Genomic DNA, 17,822 nt, shown 5'->3' with positions numbered 1-17,822 from the left:
GAAAGGGCGGCGCGCCGGTCATATCTCCCTGCCCTTGTCCGGGAAAGAACACTTCCAGCGTGCGATCTGGAACTTGGGGTGCTTCAGCGCCCATCTCGCAATTTGCGGCGGCGCCAGGAAGGTGCATTGCACCAGCGATCCGTGACTCTCGAAATAGAGGTGCTCTTCGTGGCATTCGGCCGGATTGGCGATCAGGCAGACCGTCAAGACAAGGTCGATCATGTCCATTTCAGCACCTTTGCCTCGCCTGCGCGAAGCATGCCCGCCCCACATGGAGCATCAATCGTCCTGTGCTTCCGCAGGTGCCCGAGCGGAGAGCCTTTCGAAGGCTACGCGGTTGACTATCGAGCGTCAACACGCGCTGCGGCTTCCGGGGCCGCCCGCTTGGCACTGCACCTTGGTACGGTTGACTTCGCCCTAGGCGTGTCTAGCTTTTCGCCTCATGCGAGCGCCGCAGGTCCTGTAAGGAAAATCGGCACATGCGCTTTCCCGCGCCAAAATGCCTATGTCGGCGGGTATCAGCATCGGCATATGCAATGATCACTCAGGGCACCCATGAGGATCGACAGAGGAAACGCCATGCGCATCACCGCAGCATTCTCCGCACTATGCCTCACCCTGCTGGCGACCGGCCAGTCGTCGGCCCAGGACGCCGCAGCGGGCGAAAAGGTTTTCGCCAAGTGCAAGGCCTGCCATATCGCTGACGAGGACAAGAACAAGGTCGGACCATCCCTGAAGGCCGTCATCGGCAGGACGGCCGGAACACATGAGGGCTTCAAATATTCCCCCGCCATGGTCGAAGCCGGCAAGGGCGGACTGGTGTGGGACGAGGCGAAGCTGACGGAATACCTGAGGGCGCCGAAGGCGATCGTGAAGGGCACCAAGATGGCGTTCCCCGGCCTCAAGGACGACGCCGACATCGCCAATGTGATCGCCTATCTGAAGCAATTCCCGTAAGCAGAGGACGCCAGCGCCTGGATCGCGCGGACGTCTGCCCAACGAAGGCTCATCCTGCGGCGCGGCGGCCGGGTTTCAGCCTCCGAAGATCGCCCTTGATCCGTGGGTCAACACCCGTAACGGTCGCGACTTGGCGTTCATGGAAATGTTTCGTTCCAGCGTCAGCGGACGAATACATGACTTTGTAACAATGAGGTATAGCCAGATCTTAAAGGGATTGTAGAGGTCGTCTGATGCGTAGGCTGCGGTGCAACCCGCTGCTCGGCACGCCCTTCCTGATACGGCGCGTCAGCACGGCTGGCCAGGCAACGGTCCCGGCGATGCCTGGAATGCCGCTCACTTCCCGGCCATCACGTCCGCGACGGTCTTCGCCAGCGCATAAAGCCTTTGCTCGATGAGCGTGGGAACCTCGCAGACGTAGGTCAGCGACTGGACCCGCTCCTCGAAGACGCGGGTCTCCCACGTCAGCTGCTGGGTGCGCGCGTCAACTTCTTTGGCGTCCGCATCGGGACTGGTGCGCAATGCGTCCAGCTCCGAGGCTTCCTTGCGCAACGCCCCGGCAAGGTCGCGCTGCCTGTGCGCATACCGCGCAATGCCCGAGATGATCTGCGAACGCTCCGCGTTCATGTGTTCGAACAATCCCTGCACCAGCTTGGTCATGCCATCGTGCGACTGTCCGGCGGGCAGCTTCGCGATAAACTCGCGGATCTCCTGCTGCGCCTCAGCCAGCGGCACCCGCCGGGCCGCGACCTCCTTGATCAGATCCGAGACATCCTTGTCTTTCGACCAATCCCGTGCGGCCGATGGCAATTCGGGTCCGTTCCAGATCTGCCCCATCGACAGTTCCGGCACCTTGCGCTGGATGCAGGGCCAGTCGGGATCGCTGCCCGACGCGGCGAGCGCCCCCGTCCCTATGAACGCCGTAGCGGCGAGCGCGCGCAGCATGAGCATCGATCGTATCACCCGTTGCCTCCCGTGTCCTGCTTCCTCGTCATCAGCCCTCGCGACGGATCGTAGGCGAGGATCGCGCCGGCCATGAACAGCGCCGCGAACGCCGCGACGACGCCCAGCGACGTCCATTCGACCTGCCCGTAAAACGCGAAACGGATCAACTCCACCGCGTAAGTGAATGGATTTGCGAGGCAAATCTTGTAAAGGAGGGGGCTCGATTCCTGTATCCGCCAGAGTGGGTAGAGAGCCGGCGAGGCGAAATACATCGGGAAGATCACGAAGTTCATGATGCCGGCGAAATTCTCCAGCTGCTTGATCAGGGACGACAGGAGCAGTCCGAGCGCCCCCAGCATCAGGCCAGCCAGGAAAAGCGCCGGCAGCACCATAAGGTAGCCGAGCGGCGGCGCCTTCACCCCCCAGAACCGCGCGATGAGCAGGAAGACGTAGACTTGGGCGATCGAAACGCTCACTCCTGCGAGCAGTTTCGAGACAAGGAGGAACCATCGTGGGAAAGGGCTCACCAGAAGGGTGCGCATGTTGCCCATCTCGCGGTCGTAGACCATGGACAGCGACGACTGCATGCCGCTGAAGAGCAGGATCATGCCACAGAGCCCGGGCGTGATGTAGACCTCGTAGAGGACGTAGGTCTTGTAGGGCGGGATGATGGAGACGCCGAGCACCTGACGGAAACCTGCGGCGAAGATGAAGAGCCAAAGCAGCGGCCTCACCAGCGAGGAGATGAAGCGTTCGCGCTGGTTGAGGAAGCGCAATCCCTCCCGAACCAGGATTCCCTTCAGGCAGACCAGATAGGCGCGGATGCCGAAAGCCGACGCCGGCAGCGGCCTTGCGCGGGATTCGGCCGCGCCGGCGGACGGCGTCGTCATGTCGAACGCTCCACCCCGGTCGCAGAGGGCTTGCGGCAGAGTTTTGCGAACGCCTCGCCTATGTCCTTCGCGCCCGTCGCGCGGACGACCTCGCTCACCCTGGCGTCGGCGGCCACCCTGCCCTCGTCCAGCACGACGACATGGTCACCTTCGTCGACTTCATCGATCAGATGCGTTGCCCAGAAGGCGCTGATGCCCTCTGCCGCCACCAGCCTGCGGATGTTGGCGAGGATGCCGGCGCGCGACTGTACGTCCAGGCCCACGGTGGCCTCGTCGAGCAGAAGCAGGGGCGGCCGGTGCAGGAGGGCACGCGCGATCTCGATGCGCCGCATCTGCCCGCCCGACAGGCTGCGCGCCTTGTCGCCAAGGCGTCCCGCCATCTCGACCGTATCGAGGACGGCATTGATCCGCTGGCGCGCCTCGGCGGAGCCAATTCCGTGCAGCGAGGCGTGATACGACAGGTTCTGGAACACGCTGAGGTCGAGGTCGAGGGTGCGCGCCTGGAACACGATGCCGAGGCGGCGCAGCGCCTCGCCGGGCGTCTGGCTGATATCGTGTCCGAACACACGGATCGCGCCATGCCGCGTATTGTAGAGATGGCTGATGAGCGAGAACAGCGTCGTCTTGCCCGCGCCGTTCAGGCCGAGCAGCACAGTAAAGGTGGACGGTGCGATCGAGAACGAGACATCGTCCAGCGCTTTTTTCTGCCCGTAGGAATGGCTGACGCCGGCCACGTCCAGCGCAGCCACGCCATTCCCGGGTCCACCTGTCCTCACATGCTGCACGTGCCTTGCTTCCTCCGGGTCATCGAGGGAAGGAGCGCGCTCCTACTTGATCGTGATCCTGCCCTTCATGCCCTTGTCGACGAGGTCCGGTACCGACCATGTATATACGCCCGGCCTGACCGTGGTGAACTGGACCTGGATCGTCCCGTCCGCGTCGAACTCCAGCCATGCCGGCGCACCATTCATGTGCACCTCGAGATCGCTGATAACGATCTGGTTGTTCCAGACGTTGCGGAAAAGATCCGTGTGGAACTTGTATTCCAGGCCGCCCGCCGCGGAGATCTTCCAACGGTAGCCCTGCCCCGAGATGAGCTCGAAGTCCTTCTGGTTCACCGTGAACTGATCATCCTTGGCGCCGAGGATCAGCTCCGGCACGTCCTTGCTGGCGCGGGTGGGCTTTTCGGCGGCGGATGCTTCGGCCTTGGCTGGCGCGTCGTCGTCATCGTCGTTGTCCTGCGCCCAGACCTGCCCGAGGCTCAACGCCAGGCCGACCAGCGAAGCGAGTGCGAATGCCTGAAATTTCCTCATGATATCCTGCCCTTCCATTGATTTCTGAAAGCTCAGTTGGGTGAAACCACGACCCCCCACGGCAGCGCGCCGACGGTCACGGACTGCACGGGTTCGTCGGAGGCAACATCGATGAAGGTGATGTCATTCGAGACGCCATTCGTGCTGATGATCGTCTTCTGGTCCGGGGTGAAGGCGAGCTGCCACACGCGCTGGCCTACCAGCACATACTTCTCCACCTCGTAGGTCTGCGTATTGATCACCGCCACGCGGTTCGCCGGACCCAGGGCCACATAGGCCTTCTTGCCATCGGCCGTTATGCGAATGCCGACCGGCTGGATCGATTCCGCACGCAGGCCGGGGATCTCGAAGGTGATCTTGTGCTTGATCTCTCGGGTCTCGTTGTCGATGACGGAGACCGTGCCGCCGATCTCGGCGCTCACCCACGCCTCTTTGCCGTCGGGCGTAAACTCGATGAAGCGCGGCCGAGAATCGACCAGCACGTTGTGGGTGATCTCATGTGTCGCTGTGTCGATGAAATGCGCCATATTGGTCGTTTCCGACGTGTTGACGATGGTCTTGCCGTCGGGGCTCACGCCCATGCCCTCGGGCTCGACGCCAACCGGGATTTCGCTCAGCACGCTCTTGCCCTCGACGTCGATGACCGTCACCAGGTTGTCGTCCTCGTTGGCGACGTAGAGGGTCTTGCCGTCGGGCGACAACACGAACAGTTCAGGGTCGGGGCCCGAAGGCAGCGAGCCGATAATCTCGAGCGTCGCGGTGTCGATGACCTCGATGGTGTTGTCGTCGCTGGCGCACAGATAGATGAACTTGCCGTCGTGGGAGATGGTGATGCCGCGGGGCCTCTGGCCGACATCGACCGTCTTGACGACCTCCATGCTCTTGGCGTCCACGACGCTGATGGTGTTGTCCTTCTCGTTCGAGACGTAGACCATGTAGGCCGACGCCGGCGTGGCAGTCAGTCCCGCCAGCATGGCGGCTGTCAGTATCGATAGTCGTCGTCGCATGCGCTTCCTCCCTTTTTCACGGTTATCTAAGCGTGCATTTGGTCTCCGGTTGAGCGATGCCAAGGGTGTCCAGTTCAGACACCTGGTGCAGGAATCCCTCCTGGGGAGACGTCGTCACGACCGAGCGCCCGTCGCCGAGGAAGATCGGCTGCCTGAGCTGCCAGTTCCACTTGCGGAACGTCAGCTTCTGCCCCTTGAAGGCAGCAATCGAGAAATCGTCGGCCCTGATGAAGGCGCCTATCTTCTCCGGGTCGGCACTTTGCGTACGCGTCGCGGCATCTCCCAGGATCCGCACTGCGGTCCACGCCGACATATCCTTCGAGAGCATGCGCCTGCCGTTCACCTTGGCGAACCGGTTCTGGATCTGCGTTCCGCCCCATTGCTCGCTGGCCGGGTGCCAGGCGGAGGGGATCAGCCCTGCCGTGCCGGCGACAGGTCGTGGGATCCAGGTCCGGAACGGCACGAATGTGCCGAATACCTCGCTTTCGTCGGCAACCAGCACGACATCGTGGTCAGGCAGGTCCTGTGTGAACACCGGCATCTGCCGCTGGATCTGGACGACGCCGGAATCCGTGCGCCGGGCGGTGCCGGTGTCCGCGAACAGTTTTTCGGCGACGATCTCGCCGCCGAAGCGGGTTGCGGCCCGGCGCAAGGCCTCGGCGAAAAGCTTGTCCCGATCGTGCGAGCCGTAGAGCAAAACCCACCGCGGCCATTGCTTCCAGATGAGGTATTGCGCCAGGCCGTCGGCCAGCATCGTTCGCGTCGGAGCCGTGTGAAAGACATTGGCCCGGCATTCTTCTTCCCGCAGGATGTCGTCGACGGCGCCCGCGTTGAAGATCAGCACGTTGTTGTCGCGGGCCAGGTCCGCGATCGACAGCAGCTGGGCGGCTGAAATGTCGGCCACAAGATAGCGGTCGCCCCTGGCGACCATCTCCTTGAACACGGGGACGACATCGTCGCTGGGCTTCACCTCGGTGACGTCGAGCGTGAACTTCTGGCCAAGGAAGCTGCCCGTCGTGTTGTTGTCGCCGATCGCCACATTGGCGCCGGCGACGCCCTCGTCACGCGGCGGCACGTCTAGGACGGACAGGGCCAACTGCGGCGCGTAGGCCCGCAGATAGCCGATCCTGATCTCGACGACCGCCTTTTCAGCCTTTGCCGCCGTCGTCTGCGCGGCTTGCCCGCTCTCCTGCGCCAGCGCGCCGCCTGCGTTGACGCCCGCCAAAAAAAGTCCGATGAAGATTGCGAGAGTGTTTGGCACCATGCTCTTCAAAGCCAATTGTCCGCTTGCCGCACGACGTCGGCCGACCTAGGTCGGTTCAACCGGTGCGGGAAAATGGTGCCGACATGAACGTAACCCGACTTTTTCAGATCACAAAGCCCGTCCGTTCAATTCTTTGTGCAGTTGTCTGCGCCATCCTCTCCCATTTTCCGGCGGAGGCGACGCAACGTGTTGCGGTGTTCGCATTCGAGATTCAGCACGGCGATCTGGTCCAGGGTGCGCCCGACCATCGGACAGCGGAGGAAAAGCGGCTGATCATGATCAGCGAGCGCCTGCGCGAACACCTTGCCGCTTCGGGGCTCTCCATGGTCGACATCGGGCCCGTAGCGGAAAAGGCGGCGGCGACGAACCTGCGGTCATGTAGCGCGTGCGCGGACGGTTGGGCCCAGGAACTCGGGGCGGATTACGCCATCACCGGCGTCGTCAACAAGGTCTCGGAGCTTATCCTCAGCATGAACGTGCGCGTCCACGACGCCGCCACGGCGACGCCGCTGACCAGCGCAGCCGTGGACTTTCGCGGCAACACCGACGAATCCTGGCGCCGCGCCATCGACTACCTCTACAAGAACCTGCTGTGGCCCCGCCTGGAGAAGCTGAAGAAATGACCCAAATGCTGGCCAGCGTGACCGGCGCGGACGAAGCCGAAATCGCGATCGGGGGCGGTGCCGACATCATCGACCTGAAAGACCCGACGGCCGGGGCATTGGGCGCACTCGCGATCGAGACGATCCGGCGCACTGTCCTCGCCATTGCGGGACGGTGCGAAACCAGCGCCGTCTGCGGCGACCTGCCGATGGAGCCGGAAACACTGCGTATGAAGGCAGAGGAAATCGCAGGGACCGGCGTGGACTACGTAAAGGTGGGCTTCTTTCCGACGGATGCCGTCGAAGCGTGCATGAAGGCGCTGCAACCGCTCGCCGCCGGGACGAAGCTGATCGCCGTGCTATTCGCTGACCGGGCGCCCGATTTCGGCCTGCTTCCGGCTTTCGCCCAACATGGCTTCCACGGTGCCATGCTTGACACCGCAGACAAGTCCAAGGGTCGGCTGCTCGATCATCTGCCGCCGGAGCGCATGCCGGACTTCGTCGGCCCCGCGCAGGCGCTCGGCCTCAAGACAGGCCTCAGCGGATCCATCGAACCTCCTGATGTGCCACGGCTATTGCCGTTTTCCCCCGACTTCCTTGGCTTCCGCGGCGCACTCTGCGTCCGGGCCCGGCGCACGGCATCGATCGATGCGGAAGCAGTCGGCGCAATCCGGGCGCTTATCCCCGCGGAACCGTTGGCGGGTCGTTCCGCGACCGTCGACTACCGCCTCCTCGCCGCGCGCGGCTATTCGCCGGGTGCGGCCGACGCGGCGCTCGGAACCGACAGGATCTTCGTGCGGGATTTCGTCCTGCCCGTAAACATCGGGGCCTATAGCTTCGAACACGGCCACACCCAAAAAGTTCGCTTCGACGTTGCCGCCGACGTGCTGCGGATGACCTCAAACCCTGAGGACATGCGCCATGTCGTCTCCTACGATCTCATCCTGGACGGCATCCGCACCATCGTCGCGCGCGGCCATGTCGAACTGAGCGAGGCGTTGGCCGAGCAGGTCGCGGCCCATGTTCTGGAGGATCCCCGCGTGGTTCGGGTGGTGGTGAAGGTAGAGAAGCTGGAGCTCGGTCCGGGCGGCGTGGGCGTCGAGATCGAGCGCAAGCGGACGCGCCAGCAGCACGCGTCGCTGCGGCCTGCCGTGCCGGACGACCCAGCGGCAGTCAGCCCGCGAGGCATACAGGGCACGCGATTGTGAGGCGGCTCGTCGTCAAGCTGGGTGGCAGCACGGCGACGGGGCCTGAATTTGATGCGTGGATCACAGGGCTGGCCGCCTCCAGCGTGCCGCTCGTCATCGTACCCGGAGGCGGGTCTTTCGCCGACCAGGTTCGCAACGAACAACGGCAGATCGGCTACTCGGACGCGGCTGCGCACGCCATGGCGATCCTCGCCATGGACCAGTTCGGCCACGTGATCCTGGACCGGCACGCTCGCTTCGTCGCAAGTCGTTCGCTGGCGGACATGGACCGGGCGACCGCAGGCGAGCGCATTCCCGTCTGGCTGCCCTCGTCCCTCGCCCTTGCGCAAGCCGACATTGCCGCCTCCTGGAGGGTTACGTCGGATTCACTGGCTGCCTGGCTCGCGGGCCAAGTCAGGGCCGACACCTTGCTGCTCGTCAAGCAGACCAGACGCTTCGAAGAGGAAGACGATCTACACGACCTGACCGCCAGGGGCATCGTCGACGCTGCCTTCGCGGCCATGCTGCCTCGGGGCGTGGAGCTCTGGCTCGCAGGCCCCGATGACGCTGCCTCCGCCGGAACCGCGCTGGCCTCGGGCACGCTTCCCGGACTGCGGCTGCGCGCTGCCCGCATGCGCAGGGCCGGTTGATTGATGGCTAAACTGCACAAACCGCGCTGGGCATGGGTGCTGACCGGGTCCGGCCACTTCTTCACCGAGAGCTTTCAGCTGATCCACGAACTCGAGCACTGCGATATCTTCGTTTCGAAAGCGGCGAACGAGGTGCTGCGCATGTACAAGCTCAAGCTCGATTTTCCCGAGACCATGCGCGTGCTGCACGACAAAACCGCCAGCGCTGTCCCGGTCGGAGAGTTCTACCACGGCGTCTATCATACGGTGGTGATTGCTCCGGCCAGCTCCAACACGGTCGCGAAATGCGTGTCGGGCATCTCCGACACCCTCGCCACCAACGTCTTTGCCCAGGCGGGCAAATGCCGCGTGCCAGCCATCGTCTTTGCCTGCGACACGGCGCCGGAGCTCGAAACCATGGCGCCGCACGGTCTCGTGAAAGTCTACCCTCGCCCGATCGACCTGGAGAATACCGAGCGATTGAAGGGTTTCCAGCGCACCCTGGTGGTCGAGTCGCTGGCGGAGCTCAGGGCGGCGGTCCGCAATCGCCAGGCAGAGCTGGAAGCCGATGGCTGAACGGCTGATCTTCGTCACCGGACACCTCGCCCGGGCGCGGCTGGAGAGGCTGCTTGCCGGCCTCGGCGAGACGGAGTTTTCGTGGGAGATCGTCGACATCGGCGTAAAAGTCGCCGCGCTGATGACGGAGGAGATCATCAAGCGCCGGCTGAAGCTCGGTGGCGGCGAGGCACGGGTGATCCTCCCCGGCCGCTATCGGGGTGAGCTCGACCGGCTCACGGCGCATTTCGGCGTACCCTTCCTTCGCGGCCCCGACGAGATCGCCGACCTGCCGGGCTACCTCGGCCGCAAAGGAGCGCCGCCGGACCTGTCCCGCCACGACATCCGCATCTTCGCCGAGATCGTGGACGCACCCGCCCTCTCGATCGAACAAGTGCTCGAGCAGGCGACCAGGCTTGCCGCGGCTGGCGCGGACGTGATCGACCTCGGCTGCCTGCCGGAGACGCCATTTCCGCTGCTGGGCGAAGCCGTGCAGACGCTGAAGGCTGAGGGGTTTTCGGTCAGCGTCGATTCGGCAAACGCCGACGAGTTGCGCACGGGCGCCGCGGCGGGCGCCGATTTCCTGCTGAGCCTCGACGAGAAGACACTGACGCTCGCCTTCGAGCATCCGGTAACGCCGATCATCGTGCCGGCGACTCCCGGTGATCTCGATTCGCTCGGCCGGGCCATCGAGGGGGCGCAGAAAGCCGGGATCCCGTTCATTGCCGACGCCGTGCTCGATCCGATCCATTTCGGCTTCGCCGCCTCGCTCGGCCGCTTCCTCGAGGCGCGACGGCGCTGGCCGGAGGTCGAACTGCTCATGGGCACGGGGAACCTCACGGAACTGACCGACGCCGACAGCTCAGGCGTCACCGCCATGCTCGCCGGGTTCTGCTCGGAACTGGCGATCCGCAACGTTCTGGTGGTGCATGTGAGCCCGCATACGGTGCGCACGGTGGAAGAACACGACGCCGCCCGCCGCACCATGTTCGCGGCCCGCTCCGACAGCGCGCTGCCGCGCGGCTACCATCTCGGGCTCCTGCAGGTCCATGATCGTAAGCCGTACCCGGCCTCGACGGAGGATATCGACGCCCTGGCGGCCGATATCCGCGACGCCAACTTTCGCATCATGACTGCGCAGGACGGAATCCACGTCTTCAATGCGAGAGGCCGCGCCCACGCTACCGACGCGTTCGACCTCTTCCCCGGCCTCGGCGTCGAAGCCGATGGCGCGCACGCTTTCTATCTCGGCGCCGAACTGATGAAGGCGGAAATCGCCTGGCGCCTCGGCAAACGCTATGTGCAGGACGAGCCGCTGTCCTGGGGCGTGGCCGCGCCGCCGACCGAAACGGACCGCACGCGGCTGGCCGAGGCGGGCCACACGCTTCAAGCCAGGAAGGCGAAATAGGCGATGCCCTACATCCGCGAGACGATCATCACGACCGTTGACTCGAGCGGCAAGGTCCACATCGCGCCGATCGGCATCATCGCCGAGAGGGACGGCTGGGTGATCGCGCCCTTCCGTCCATCGATCACCCTCGACAATCTCGCGGATACACCGTTCGCCGTGGCGAGCTACACCGACGACGTTCGCATTTTTGCCGGGTGCCTGACCGGCCGGAAAGACTGGCCGACCGTTCCTGTAAAAGGGTTTCCCGTTCCGAGACTTGAAGCCGCCCTCGCCCATTCGGCGCTCGAGGTGACAAGCGTGACCGACGACGAAATGCGGCCGCGCCACCATTGTCGCATCGTCGGCGAAGCGACCCATGCGCCGTTCACCGGCTTCAACCGCGCCAAGGCCGCAGTCCTCGAACTCGCCATCCTGGTGAGCCGGCTGGACATGCTGCCGCGCGAAAAGATCGAGGCGGAGATCGCCTACCTCGCGATCGCCATTGAAAAGACTGCCGGGGCGGAGGAGAAGGAAGCCTGGGGCTGGCTCATGGAGCGCGTGACCAGGCATTTTCGGAGGAAGGTCTAGGATCTTCCCCCAAGCTCCCCGGCATCAGCCGCCCGATTTCAGGAATTCGATGATTGACGTGCGCTGTGCCGCGTCGGTGATCCCGGCATAGGGCTTCATCGTATTGCCGTGGACGACGGCGTCGGGATCGGCGATGAACCTGTCGAGGGTCGCCTCGTCCCAGGTGATGCCGGACTGCTTCATGGATGACGAGTAGTTGAAGTCCGGCAGCGAGCCGGCCTTTCTGCCTACAATACCGGCAAGGTGCGGCCCCTGGCGGTTGTCGCCCTCTTTCGTCGTGTGGCAGGTGCGGCAGCTGTTGTTGAAGGCCATCTGACCGTCCTGGCCCAGCGCGTGCGGCGTAGCCACATAGGCAATCATCATGCCCAGAACGATTGTCCTCATGCCTCACAACGCGCGGGCATAGCAGGCGTTCCCGCAGCAGCTTCAAGCGCTGTCTGCCAGCAGCGCCACCGCAGCGGCCGGCCCCGCACTGCTGGCGGCGCTGCGGACCGCATCCTCGACCGGGATGATGTCGGCGAAGTCGACAAAGGGACGGTCGAGCCGCTCCGCCAGCCGCCTGATCTGCCAGCGTCCGCTGCCGGCGGCGACCAAGGGTGCTCCATCGGGAACGCATGCTGCGGCCCGGAATGCCGCGTCGTGCAGGGTCCGCAACTGCTGCTCGCTGAACCATCGGGCAACGTCCCGCCATTCGCGGCCACCAAGCTCGAACGCGTCGCGGCCGACCATGCGCGCCACTCGCGCCATCGAGGCGGCGGGGGTCTTCTCCTTGCCGTCCGCCGCAGGATGCCTGTCGTCGTCCTCGTCGAGCACGCCGAGAATGCGATGGACGTCCGCCATCGAGGCAAAATACTCGTTCATCAGGGGGGTCAGCCAGCCACCCACCGGCGCCGACGCGGCGACGCCGAACAGGAAGGTGCGCGTAAAGCCCTGGTAGACGAGTTCCCCGGTCAGAAGGCGCTCGGCATCGGTGTAGCCGGCGTTCGCCACGGTCCCGTCGCAGACGGGGATGAGGTCGGTGGTGGTGGACCCCATATCGACGAAGAGCGCATCGCGCACGTGCGCGGCGACGAGAGAGGCCGTGGCGTGCCAGTTGGCGGAGGCAATGTCGGCGCTTGCCCCGGCCGCTTGCTCCAAGGTGATGAAGCCGGAGCGCCCCGCATAGACCAGGGCGGCATCGTCCCGAAAGCGTCCTCGGATGAGATCGAGCAGCGTCATCACGCCGGCGTGGCGTGTGGGAAAGATGTCCGACAGCTCGCCGGTCATCGTGAAGGCGGCCAGATCGGCTCCCGCGAACACCGGGGCAGCCTCGCGCAGGGCGGCGTCCAGCCTGTCCAGCCCCTGCCACAGCGGCATCGCGACGGTCGCGGCGGCGACGACGCGCCCCTCTTCCGCCCGCGCCACCTTGAGGTGCGCGCCGCCGACGTCGAAGCCAGCGACAATCTTCTTTCCTTTTCCCCCGCTTGGCGCTTTCATCACGGTTCCACGTCGGCATCGGATCGGAGACAACGTTGCGTATCATCCCGGTGCTCGACTTGAAAGGCGGCCAGGTCGTGCGGGCCGCTGGCGGACGGCGCGATACCTATCGACCCATCACGACCCCGCTGTGCGAGGGCTCGGACATCCGCGCGGTCGCCCGCGGGCTGCGTAACCTCCACCCGTTCCCCACCTTCTACGTTGCCGATCTGGACGCCATCGAAGGCGATGATCCGAACACGGCTCAAGTTACCAGCCTGCGCGATCTCGACAATCCGCCCGACATCTGGCTGGATGCCGGTTTTCGCGACGCCGCGGCGCTGGATCAGGTCTTGGCGCTGCCTGGTGTCTGTCCGGTGCTCGGTTCGGAATCGCAGCGTGACAGCAGCCTGCTGCAGCGCTTCCGGGAGCATCCCCGTCTCGTCCTGTCGCTCGACTTCTTCGCCGACGGCTTTCGTGGCCCGCCATCGCTGCTCGCCGAAACGGACATCTGGCCCAGTCGCGTCATAGTGATGACGCTGGCCAAGGTCGGCTCGGGCTCAGGCCCCGATCTCGCCCGACTTGAAGAAATCGCCGCAAAAGCTGGAAGCCGCGAGATTATTGCCGCCGGCGGCGTGCGGAACGAAGCCGACATCCGCGCCCTTTCGTCCTTGGGCATCACCGCTGCCCTGGTCGCGACGTCGCTGCATGACGGAACGCTCGCCCGCGAGTTCCTGGCTGAACTCGCTTGGAACGACGGAGCGCCTCGCCAGGGCTGAAATCGCGCCGACGGATCGCGTTGGCGAACGGAAGGCGGTTTGGATGCTGCGAGCGCGCCCGGCGCTTGCCGATCAGACGAGTTCCACCTCGACGACGCCCGGCACCGCCCGCATGGCCGAGGCAACCTGCGGCGAGATGCGGTATCGGTCGGGCAAGGCGATCTCCACCTCCCCCTGCGCGTCGTCCTTGATGACGACAAAGCTCACCTGCCCCTCGCCCTTTACACCGAGCTGGGACGCGAGCGCACTCACGGGCTTCGGATCGCGAACGAAGATCCGCAGCGCCTTCTGCACCCGGCTCGCCTCGTCCTCCAGCGACTGCGCCGCCTCGATGCGCAGATTGACGCCTTCCGGGCGGTCCTCGGCCTTGACAATGATGACCACGGACTTGCCCGCCTCAAACAGGTCGCGATACTGCGCCAGCGTCTCCGAGAACATGACGGCCTCGTACTGACCGGAATTGTCGGAGAAGTTGACGACGCCCATCTTGTTGCCGGTGCGCGTCTTGCGCTCCTGCTTGGACGTCACCGTTCCCGCCAGCCGGCCGGCGGAAGCGCCACGCTTCACGGCCGCCGAAAACTCCGCCCAGGTCTGCACCCGCATCTTCTGGAGCACGTCCTTGTACTCGTCCAGAGGATGCGCAGACAGATAGAAGCCGACGGCCTGGAACTCCCTGTGCAGGCGTTCGGCCGGCAGCCAAGGGTCACAGGGTGGGAACACCAGCCGTTCCGAGCGGGCCGCAGACGACGCGCCGAACATGTCGGTCATGCCGAGCGCCTCGTTCTCCTGCGCGCGCGACGCAAGCCCCATCATGCGTTCCACGCCGGCCATCAGCACGGCCCGGTCATGGCCGAAGCAATCAAACGCACCGGCCATGATCAGGCTCTCGAAGACGCGCTTGCCGACGATCTTCGGATCGATGCGCTCGCAGAACTCCTCGAGGCTGGCAAAGGGCTGTTTCTGGCGCCTGGCGACGATGTGCTCGACGGCGGCCTCGCCGACGCCCTTGATGGCGGCCAACGCGTAGAAGATCTTGTTCTCGGCCACCTCGAACGACCGGAACGACGTCTGTACGGAGGGCGGCACCACCTCGATGCCGAGCCGGATCGCGTCCTGGCGAAAATCGGCCAGCTTGTCGGTGTTCGACATATCCAGCGTCATCGACGCGGCCAGGAATTCGACCGGATAGTGCGCCTTGAGATAGGCGGTCTGGTAGGACACCACCGCATAGGCGGCCGCGTGCGACTTGTTGAAGCCGTAGTCGGCGAATTTCGCCAGCAGGTCGAAGATGAAGTCCGACTGCGCCTTGCCGACCCCGCGCTCGACCGCGCCCGAGACGAAGCGCTCGCGCTGCTTGTCCATCTCGGCGCGGATCTTCTTGCCCATGGCGCGGCGCAAGAGGTCGGCTTCGCCGAGCGAATAGCCGGACAGCTCCTGCGCGATCTGCATCACCTGCTCCTGGTAGACGATGACGCCCTGCGTCTCCTTCACCAGGTGGTCGATCTTTGGGTGGATCGAGGCGATCTCCTCCTCGCCGTGCTTGCGCGCGTTATAGGTCGGGATGTTCTCCATCGGGCCGGGGCGGTAGAGCGCCACCAGCGCGATGATGTCCTCGATGCGGTCGGGCTTCATGCCGATGAGGGCCTTGCGCATGCCCGCACTTTCAACCTGGAACACGCCGACGACCTCGCCGCGCGACAGCATGGAGTAGGTCTTCTCGTCGTCGAGCGGCAGTTTCGACAGGTCGATCTCGATGCCGCGCCGGCGGATGAGTTTTACCGCCGTCTCGAGCACGGTCAGCGTTTTGAGGCCGAGGAAGTCGAATTTTACGAGGCCCGCCTCCTCGACCATCTTCATGTTGAACTGGGTCACCGGCATGTCGGAGCGCGGATCGCGGTACATCGGCACCAGCTGCTTCAGCGGCCGGTCGCCGATCACGATGCCGGCAGCGTGGGTCGAGGCGTGGCGGTAGAGACCTTCCAGCTTCTGCGCCATGTCGAGCAGCGTATTGACGATCGGCTCCTTCTCCGCCTCCTCCGCGAAGCGCGGCTCAGCCTCGATGGCGTCCTTGAGCTTCACCGGGTTGGCGGGGTTGGCCGGCACCATCTTGCAGAGCCGATCCACCTGTCCGTACGGCATCTGCAGCACCCGGCCGACGTCGCGCAGCACCGCCCTCGCCTGCAGCGTTCCGAAGGTGATGATCTGCCCGACCTGCTCGCGGCCGTAGCGACCCTGCACGTAGCGGATCACTTCCTCGCGCCGGTCCTGGCAGAAGTCGATGTCGAAGTCGGGCATCGACACGCGGTCCGGGTTGAGGAAGCGCTCGAACAGCAGCGAGAAGCGCAGCGGGTCGATGTCGGTGATGGTCAGCACATAGGCGACCAGCGAGCCCGCACCCGAACCGCGCCCCGGTCCGACCGGGATGTCGTGGGCCTTCGCCCATTTGATGAAGTCCGAAACGATGAGGAAGTAACCCGGGAACTTCATGCGCTCGATGATGCCGAGTTCGTAATCCAGGCGCTTCCGGTAGTCGTCTTCGGTAAAACCTGCGCTCAATCCCTGGGTGGCGAAGCGCAGTTCAAGGCCTTCATGGGCTGCGCGACGCAGTTCTGCGGCCTCAGCCTTTTCGGCCTCCTCCGGATCGGTGCTGCCGCCCGTCGTGAACCGCGGCAGGATCGGCGAGCGCTTCTTTGGATAGTAGGAACACCGCTGGGCGATCTCGACCGTGTTGTCGATCGCCTCGGGCAGGTCGGCGAAGAGCGCCACCATTTCGGCCTGGCTCTTCAGATAGTTGTCGGGCGTCAGTCGGCGGCGGTTGTCGACCGCGATCACGGATCCTTCGGCGATGGCGATCAACGCGTCATGCGCCTCAAAACTGTCGCGCGACGGGAAAAACGCCTCGTTGGTGGCGACCAGGGGCAATTCGTGGCGGTAGGCCAGATCGACCGTCGCCGCCTCCAGTTTGCGGTCGTAGCCGGCGAGGCGCTCGATCTCGACGTAGAGTTTGTCGCCGAAAAGCGATTTCAGCGTCAGCAGCCGGCTTTCGGCGAGGTCGGCATGATCGCTGCGCAGCGCAGCGCCGATCGGTCCCCTTGGGCCGCCGGTCAAGCAGATGAGGCCTTCAGACGCCATCCCCAGATCGTCGGTGGTGATGTGCACCGGTTCGCCGGAGGGCGTGTCCAGATAGGCGCGGCTGACCAGATCGACCAGATTGGCATAGCCGGTCTCCGTCGCCGCAATGAGCACGACCGGCGAGAGCTCGGCTCCGTGCCGCCTCTGCCCGTGACGCGCCTGCCCGACCGGATCGCCGGAGAAATGGACGTCCATCTGACAGCCGACGATCGGCTGCAGGCCCTCTTTTGTCGCCTTCTGGGCGAATTCGAGCGCTCCGAAGAGGTTGTTCGTATCTGTGATGGCGATTGCCGGAGCGCCGTCCTTGACGGCGTGACCGATCATCTTGCCCACCGGCAAGGCCCCTTCGAGCAGCGAATAGGCGGAATGCACGCGCAGATGGATGAAGCGGCGCGACGATGGCTCCGGCGCCGATGCCTCGCTGGCGGCGGCGCGCATGATCGGGTCGCGGATCGGTCGGTCGGCAGACATGCTTCGGGCTACTTCGCTGGGGATCGCATCGAGACTCAGTCGCTTCCAGTGTGGCCAAGTCGGTCCGTCAGGTCGAGTCGGGGCCGCGATATTCCCGTCTTGATTTGCCGGCCGACTTGGCGCTCAACTCTGCTAGGCGGCAAACGGAGGACCCTCGGATATGGCGACGAACGTGAAAGAACTCATGGCGGCGGCAAACGCTGCCGTGCCGAAGATTACGCCCTCGGAGGCAAGAAAGCTGATCGCGGAGCAGAATGCACTCGTGGTCGATGTGCGCGACACCACCGAGCTTCAGGCAAGCGGCAAGGTCAAGGGCGCGGTTCATGTTCCTCGCGGAATGCTCGAGTTCCGGGCCGACGCCGACACGCCCTACCACGACAAGAATTTCACCAAGGATCGCCCGATCATCGTCTATTGTGCATCGGGTGGCCGCTCGGCCCTGAGCGGCAAGCTGCTGAAGGACTTCGGCTACAGCAACGTGCACAATCTGGGCGCGTTCAAGGATTGGGCCGAGAGCGGCGGCGAGGTGGAGAAAGTCTGACAGCGCAGGCGGGACAGCGCTCGGGCTTGCCCCGGGCGCAGAGGCCAGGCGCACAGCCCAATCCTGCCGCCCAACCTCACGAGCTTTTGGGCACAGCCTCCGGTCGCCGGCGAATTC

General features: G+C 64.7%; 19 protein-coding genes. 9 read left to right on the top strand and 10 right to left on the bottom strand.

Translation table 11 applies throughout. From position 1 onward, the window contains the following. Nucleotides 1-18: 18 nt before the first annotated feature. Nucleotides 19-222 (bottom strand): hypothetical protein, encoded by a 204-nt coding sequence (locus tag PD284_RS14365; RefSeq protein WP_411956209.1) that lies wholly within the window; start codon nucleotides 220-222, stop codon nucleotides 19-21. A gap of 357 nt (nucleotides 223-579) precedes the next feature. On the opposite strand from PD284_RS14365, the gene PD284_RS14360 reads away from it, so the two are divergent. Then, nucleotides 580-957 (top strand): c-type cytochrome, encoded by a 378-nt coding sequence (locus PD284_RS14360; RefSeq protein WP_274628868.1) that lies wholly within the window; start codon nucleotides 580-582, stop codon nucleotides 955-957. Nucleotides 958-1,293: 336 nt separating this feature from the next. Here PD284_RS14360 and PD284_RS14355 read toward each other — a convergent pair whose 3' ends face one another. The 6 genes from PD284_RS14355 to PD284_RS14330 all read right to left on the bottom strand — a co-directional run bounded on the left by PD284_RS14355 (nucleotide 1,294) and on the right by PD284_RS14330 (nucleotide 6,376). After that, on the bottom strand, nucleotides 1,294-1,902 hold the full coding sequence (locus PD284_RS14355) for a hypothetical protein (protein ID WP_274628867.1): 609 nt from the start codon (nucleotides 1,900-1,902) through the stop codon (nucleotides 1,294-1,296). A 14-nt stretch (nucleotides 1,903-1,916) separates the two neighbouring features. Beyond that, nucleotides 1,917-2,792 carry an ABC transporter permease gene (locus PD284_RS14350; protein ID WP_274628866.1) on the bottom strand — a complete coding sequence of 292 codons (876 nt, stop codon included), beginning with the start codon at nucleotides 2,790-2,792 and terminating at the stop codon, nucleotides 1,917-1,919. Continuing rightward, complete coding sequence (locus PD284_RS14345) at nucleotides 2,789-3,541, bottom strand: ATP-binding cassette domain-containing protein (protein WP_274628865.1); 753 nt, start codon at nucleotides 3,539-3,541, stop codon at nucleotides 2,789-2,791. Before PD284_RS14345 ends, PD284_RS14350 begins: the two co-directional genes overlap by 4 nt. Nucleotides 3,542-3,619: 78 nt before the next feature. After that, entirely contained in the window at nucleotides 3,620-4,105 is a 486-nt protein-coding gene (locus PD284_RS14340) for a cupredoxin domain-containing protein (protein ID WP_274628864.1), read from the bottom strand. Nucleotides 4,106-4,137: 32 nt separating this feature from the next. After that, nucleotides 4,138-5,112 (bottom strand): YVTN family beta-propeller repeat protein, encoded by a 975-nt coding sequence (locus tag PD284_RS14335; RefSeq protein WP_274628863.1) that lies wholly within the window; start codon nucleotides 5,110-5,112, stop codon nucleotides 4,138-4,140. A 22-nt stretch (nucleotides 5,113-5,134) separates the two neighbouring features. After that, nucleotides 5,135-6,376: an ABC transporter substrate-binding protein gene (locus PD284_RS14330; protein WP_411956208.1), complete on the bottom strand. Its 1,242-nt coding sequence runs from the start codon at nucleotides 6,374-6,376 to the stop codon at nucleotides 5,135-5,137. 23 nt (nucleotides 6,377-6,399) lie between these two features. On the opposite strand from PD284_RS14330, the gene PD284_RS14325 reads away from it, so the two are divergent. Genes PD284_RS14325 through PD284_RS14300 form a run of 6 tightly spaced genes read left to right on the top strand, consistent with a single transcriptional unit; the run spans nucleotide 6,400 to nucleotide 11,327 of the window. Continuing rightward, the gene (locus PD284_RS14325; protein WP_274628862.1) at nucleotides 6,400-6,999 is read left to right on the top strand and encodes a DUF3280 domain-containing protein; all 600 of its coding nucleotides are present in this window, start codon (nucleotides 6,400-6,402) and stop codon (nucleotides 6,997-6,999) included. Further along, complete coding sequence (locus PD284_RS14320) at nucleotides 6,996-8,186, top strand: (5-formylfuran-3-yl)methyl phosphate synthase (protein ID WP_274628861.1); 1,191 nt, start codon at nucleotides 6,996-6,998, stop codon at nucleotides 8,184-8,186. The genes PD284_RS14325 and PD284_RS14320 overlap by 4 nt, the downstream gene beginning before the upstream one ends. Beyond that, nucleotides 8,183-8,815, top strand: coding sequence for an amino acid kinase family protein (locus PD284_RS14315; protein ID WP_274628860.1), 633 nt, complete (start codon nucleotides 8,183-8,185; stop codon nucleotides 8,813-8,815). Before PD284_RS14320 ends, PD284_RS14315 begins: the two co-directional genes overlap by 4 nt. A 3-nt stretch (nucleotides 8,816-8,818) precedes the next feature. Next, a complete protein-coding gene (locus PD284_RS14310) occupies nucleotides 8,819-9,370 on the top strand; it encodes a flavoprotein (protein ID WP_274628859.1) in 552 nt (183 codons plus the stop codon). Then, nucleotides 9,363-10,757 (top strand): DUF6513 domain-containing protein, encoded by a 1,395-nt coding sequence (locus tag PD284_RS14305; protein ID WP_274628858.1) that lies wholly within the window; start codon nucleotides 9,363-9,365, stop codon nucleotides 10,755-10,757. The genes PD284_RS14310 and PD284_RS14305 overlap by 8 nt, the downstream gene beginning before the upstream one ends. Before the next feature lie 3 nt (nucleotides 10,758-10,760). Then, nucleotides 10,761-11,327, top strand: a complete 567-nt coding sequence (locus PD284_RS14300; RefSeq protein WP_274628857.1) for a DUF447 domain-containing protein — start codon at nucleotides 10,761-10,763, stop codon at nucleotides 11,325-11,327. Nucleotides 11,328-11,351: 24 nt separating this feature from the next. Here PD284_RS14300 and PD284_RS14295 read toward each other — a convergent pair whose 3' ends face one another. Next, a complete protein-coding gene (locus tag PD284_RS14295; RefSeq protein ID WP_274628856.1) occupies nucleotides 11,352-11,711 on the bottom strand; it encodes a c-type cytochrome in 360 nt (119 codons plus the stop codon). Nucleotides 11,712-11,753: 42 nt separating this feature from the next. Continuing rightward, complete coding sequence (locus tag PD284_RS14290) at nucleotides 11,754-12,803, bottom strand: hydantoinase/oxoprolinase family protein (RefSeq protein WP_274628855.1); 1,050 nt, start codon at nucleotides 12,801-12,803, stop codon at nucleotides 11,754-11,756. Between the two features lie 35 nt (nucleotides 12,804-12,838). Between PD284_RS14290 and PD284_RS14285 the strand changes: the two genes are divergently transcribed. Then, a complete protein-coding gene (locus PD284_RS14285) occupies nucleotides 12,839-13,561 on the top strand; it encodes a HisA/HisF-related TIM barrel protein (protein ID WP_274628854.1) in 723 nt (240 codons plus the stop codon). A 72-nt stretch (nucleotides 13,562-13,633) separates the two neighbouring features. Here PD284_RS14285 and dnaE read toward each other — a convergent pair whose 3' ends face one another. Beyond that, a complete protein-coding gene (gene dnaE, locus PD284_RS14280; protein ID WP_411956272.1) occupies nucleotides 13,634-17,131 on the bottom strand; it encodes a DNA polymerase III subunit alpha in 3,498 nt (1,165 codons plus the stop codon). A gap of 193 nt (nucleotides 17,132-17,324) precedes the next feature. Between dnaE and PD284_RS14275 the strand changes: the two genes are divergently transcribed. Beyond that, the gene (locus PD284_RS14275) at nucleotides 17,325-17,705 is read left to right on the top strand and encodes a rhodanese-like domain-containing protein (RefSeq protein WP_274628852.1); all 381 of its coding nucleotides are present in this window, start codon (nucleotides 17,325-17,327) and stop codon (nucleotides 17,703-17,705) included. Nucleotides 17,706-17,822 lie beyond the last annotated feature (117 nt).

Source organism: Mesorhizobium shangrilense (assembly GCF_028826155.1).
GTDB classification, from domain to species: domain Bacteria; phylum Pseudomonadota; class Alphaproteobacteria; order Rhizobiales; family Rhizobiaceae; genus Arvimicrobium; species Arvimicrobium flavum.
Note: the sequence above shows the minus strand (reverse complement) of the source record. Positions and strands in the feature narration are given on the sequence as shown.

Coding starts and splice junctions, on each gene's coding strand:
- PD284_RS14310 (WP_274628859.1), top strand. CDS start 8,819: ATGGCTAAACTGCACAAACCGCGCTGGGCATGGGTGCTGACCGGGTCC.
- PD284_RS14365 (WP_411956209.1), bottom strand. CDS start 222: ATGATCGACCTTGTCTTGACGGTCTGCCTGATCGCCAATCCGGCCGAA.
- PD284_RS14340 (WP_274628864.1), bottom strand. CDS start 4,105: ATGAGGAAATTTCAGGCATTCGCACTCGCTTCGCTGGTCGGCCTGGCG.
- PD284_RS14360 (WP_274628868.1), top strand. CDS start 580: ATGCGCATCACCGCAGCATTCTCCGCACTATGCCTCACCCTGCTGGCG.
- PD284_RS14275 (WP_274628852.1), top strand. CDS start 17,325: ATGGCGACGAACGTGAAAGAACTCATGGCGGCGGCAAACGCTGCCGTG.
- PD284_RS14350 (WP_274628866.1), bottom strand. CDS start 2,792: ATGACGACGCCGTCCGCCGGCGCGGCCGAATCCCGCGCAAGGCCGCTG.
- PD284_RS14330 (WP_411956208.1), bottom strand. CDS start 6,376: ATGGTGCCAAACACTCTCGCAATCTTCATCGGACTTTTTTTGGCGGGC.
- PD284_RS14355 (WP_274628867.1), bottom strand. CDS start 1,902: ATGCTGCGCGCGCTCGCCGCTACGGCGTTCATAGGGACGGGGGCGCTC.
- PD284_RS14335 (WP_274628863.1), bottom strand. CDS start 5,112: ATGCGACGACGACTATCGATACTGACAGCCGCCATGCTGGCGGGACTG.
- PD284_RS14320 (WP_274628861.1), top strand. CDS start 6,996: ATGACCCAAATGCTGGCCAGCGTGACCGGCGCGGACGAAGCCGAAATC.
- PD284_RS14300 (WP_274628857.1), top strand. CDS start 10,761: ATGCCCTACATCCGCGAGACGATCATCACGACCGTTGACTCGAGCGGC.
- PD284_RS14290 (WP_274628855.1), bottom strand. CDS start 12,803: ATGAAAGCGCCAAGCGGGGGAAAAGGAAAGAAGATTGTCGCTGGCTTC.
- PD284_RS14295 (WP_274628856.1), bottom strand. CDS start 11,711: ATGAGGACAATCGTTCTGGGCATGATGATTGCCTATGTGGCTACGCCG.
- PD284_RS14305 (WP_274628858.1), top strand. CDS start 9,363: ATGGCTGAACGGCTGATCTTCGTCACCGGACACCTCGCCCGGGCGCGG.
- dnaE (WP_411956272.1), bottom strand. CDS start 17,131: ATGCGCGCCGCCGCCAGCGAGGCATCGGCGCCGGAGCCATCGTCGCGC.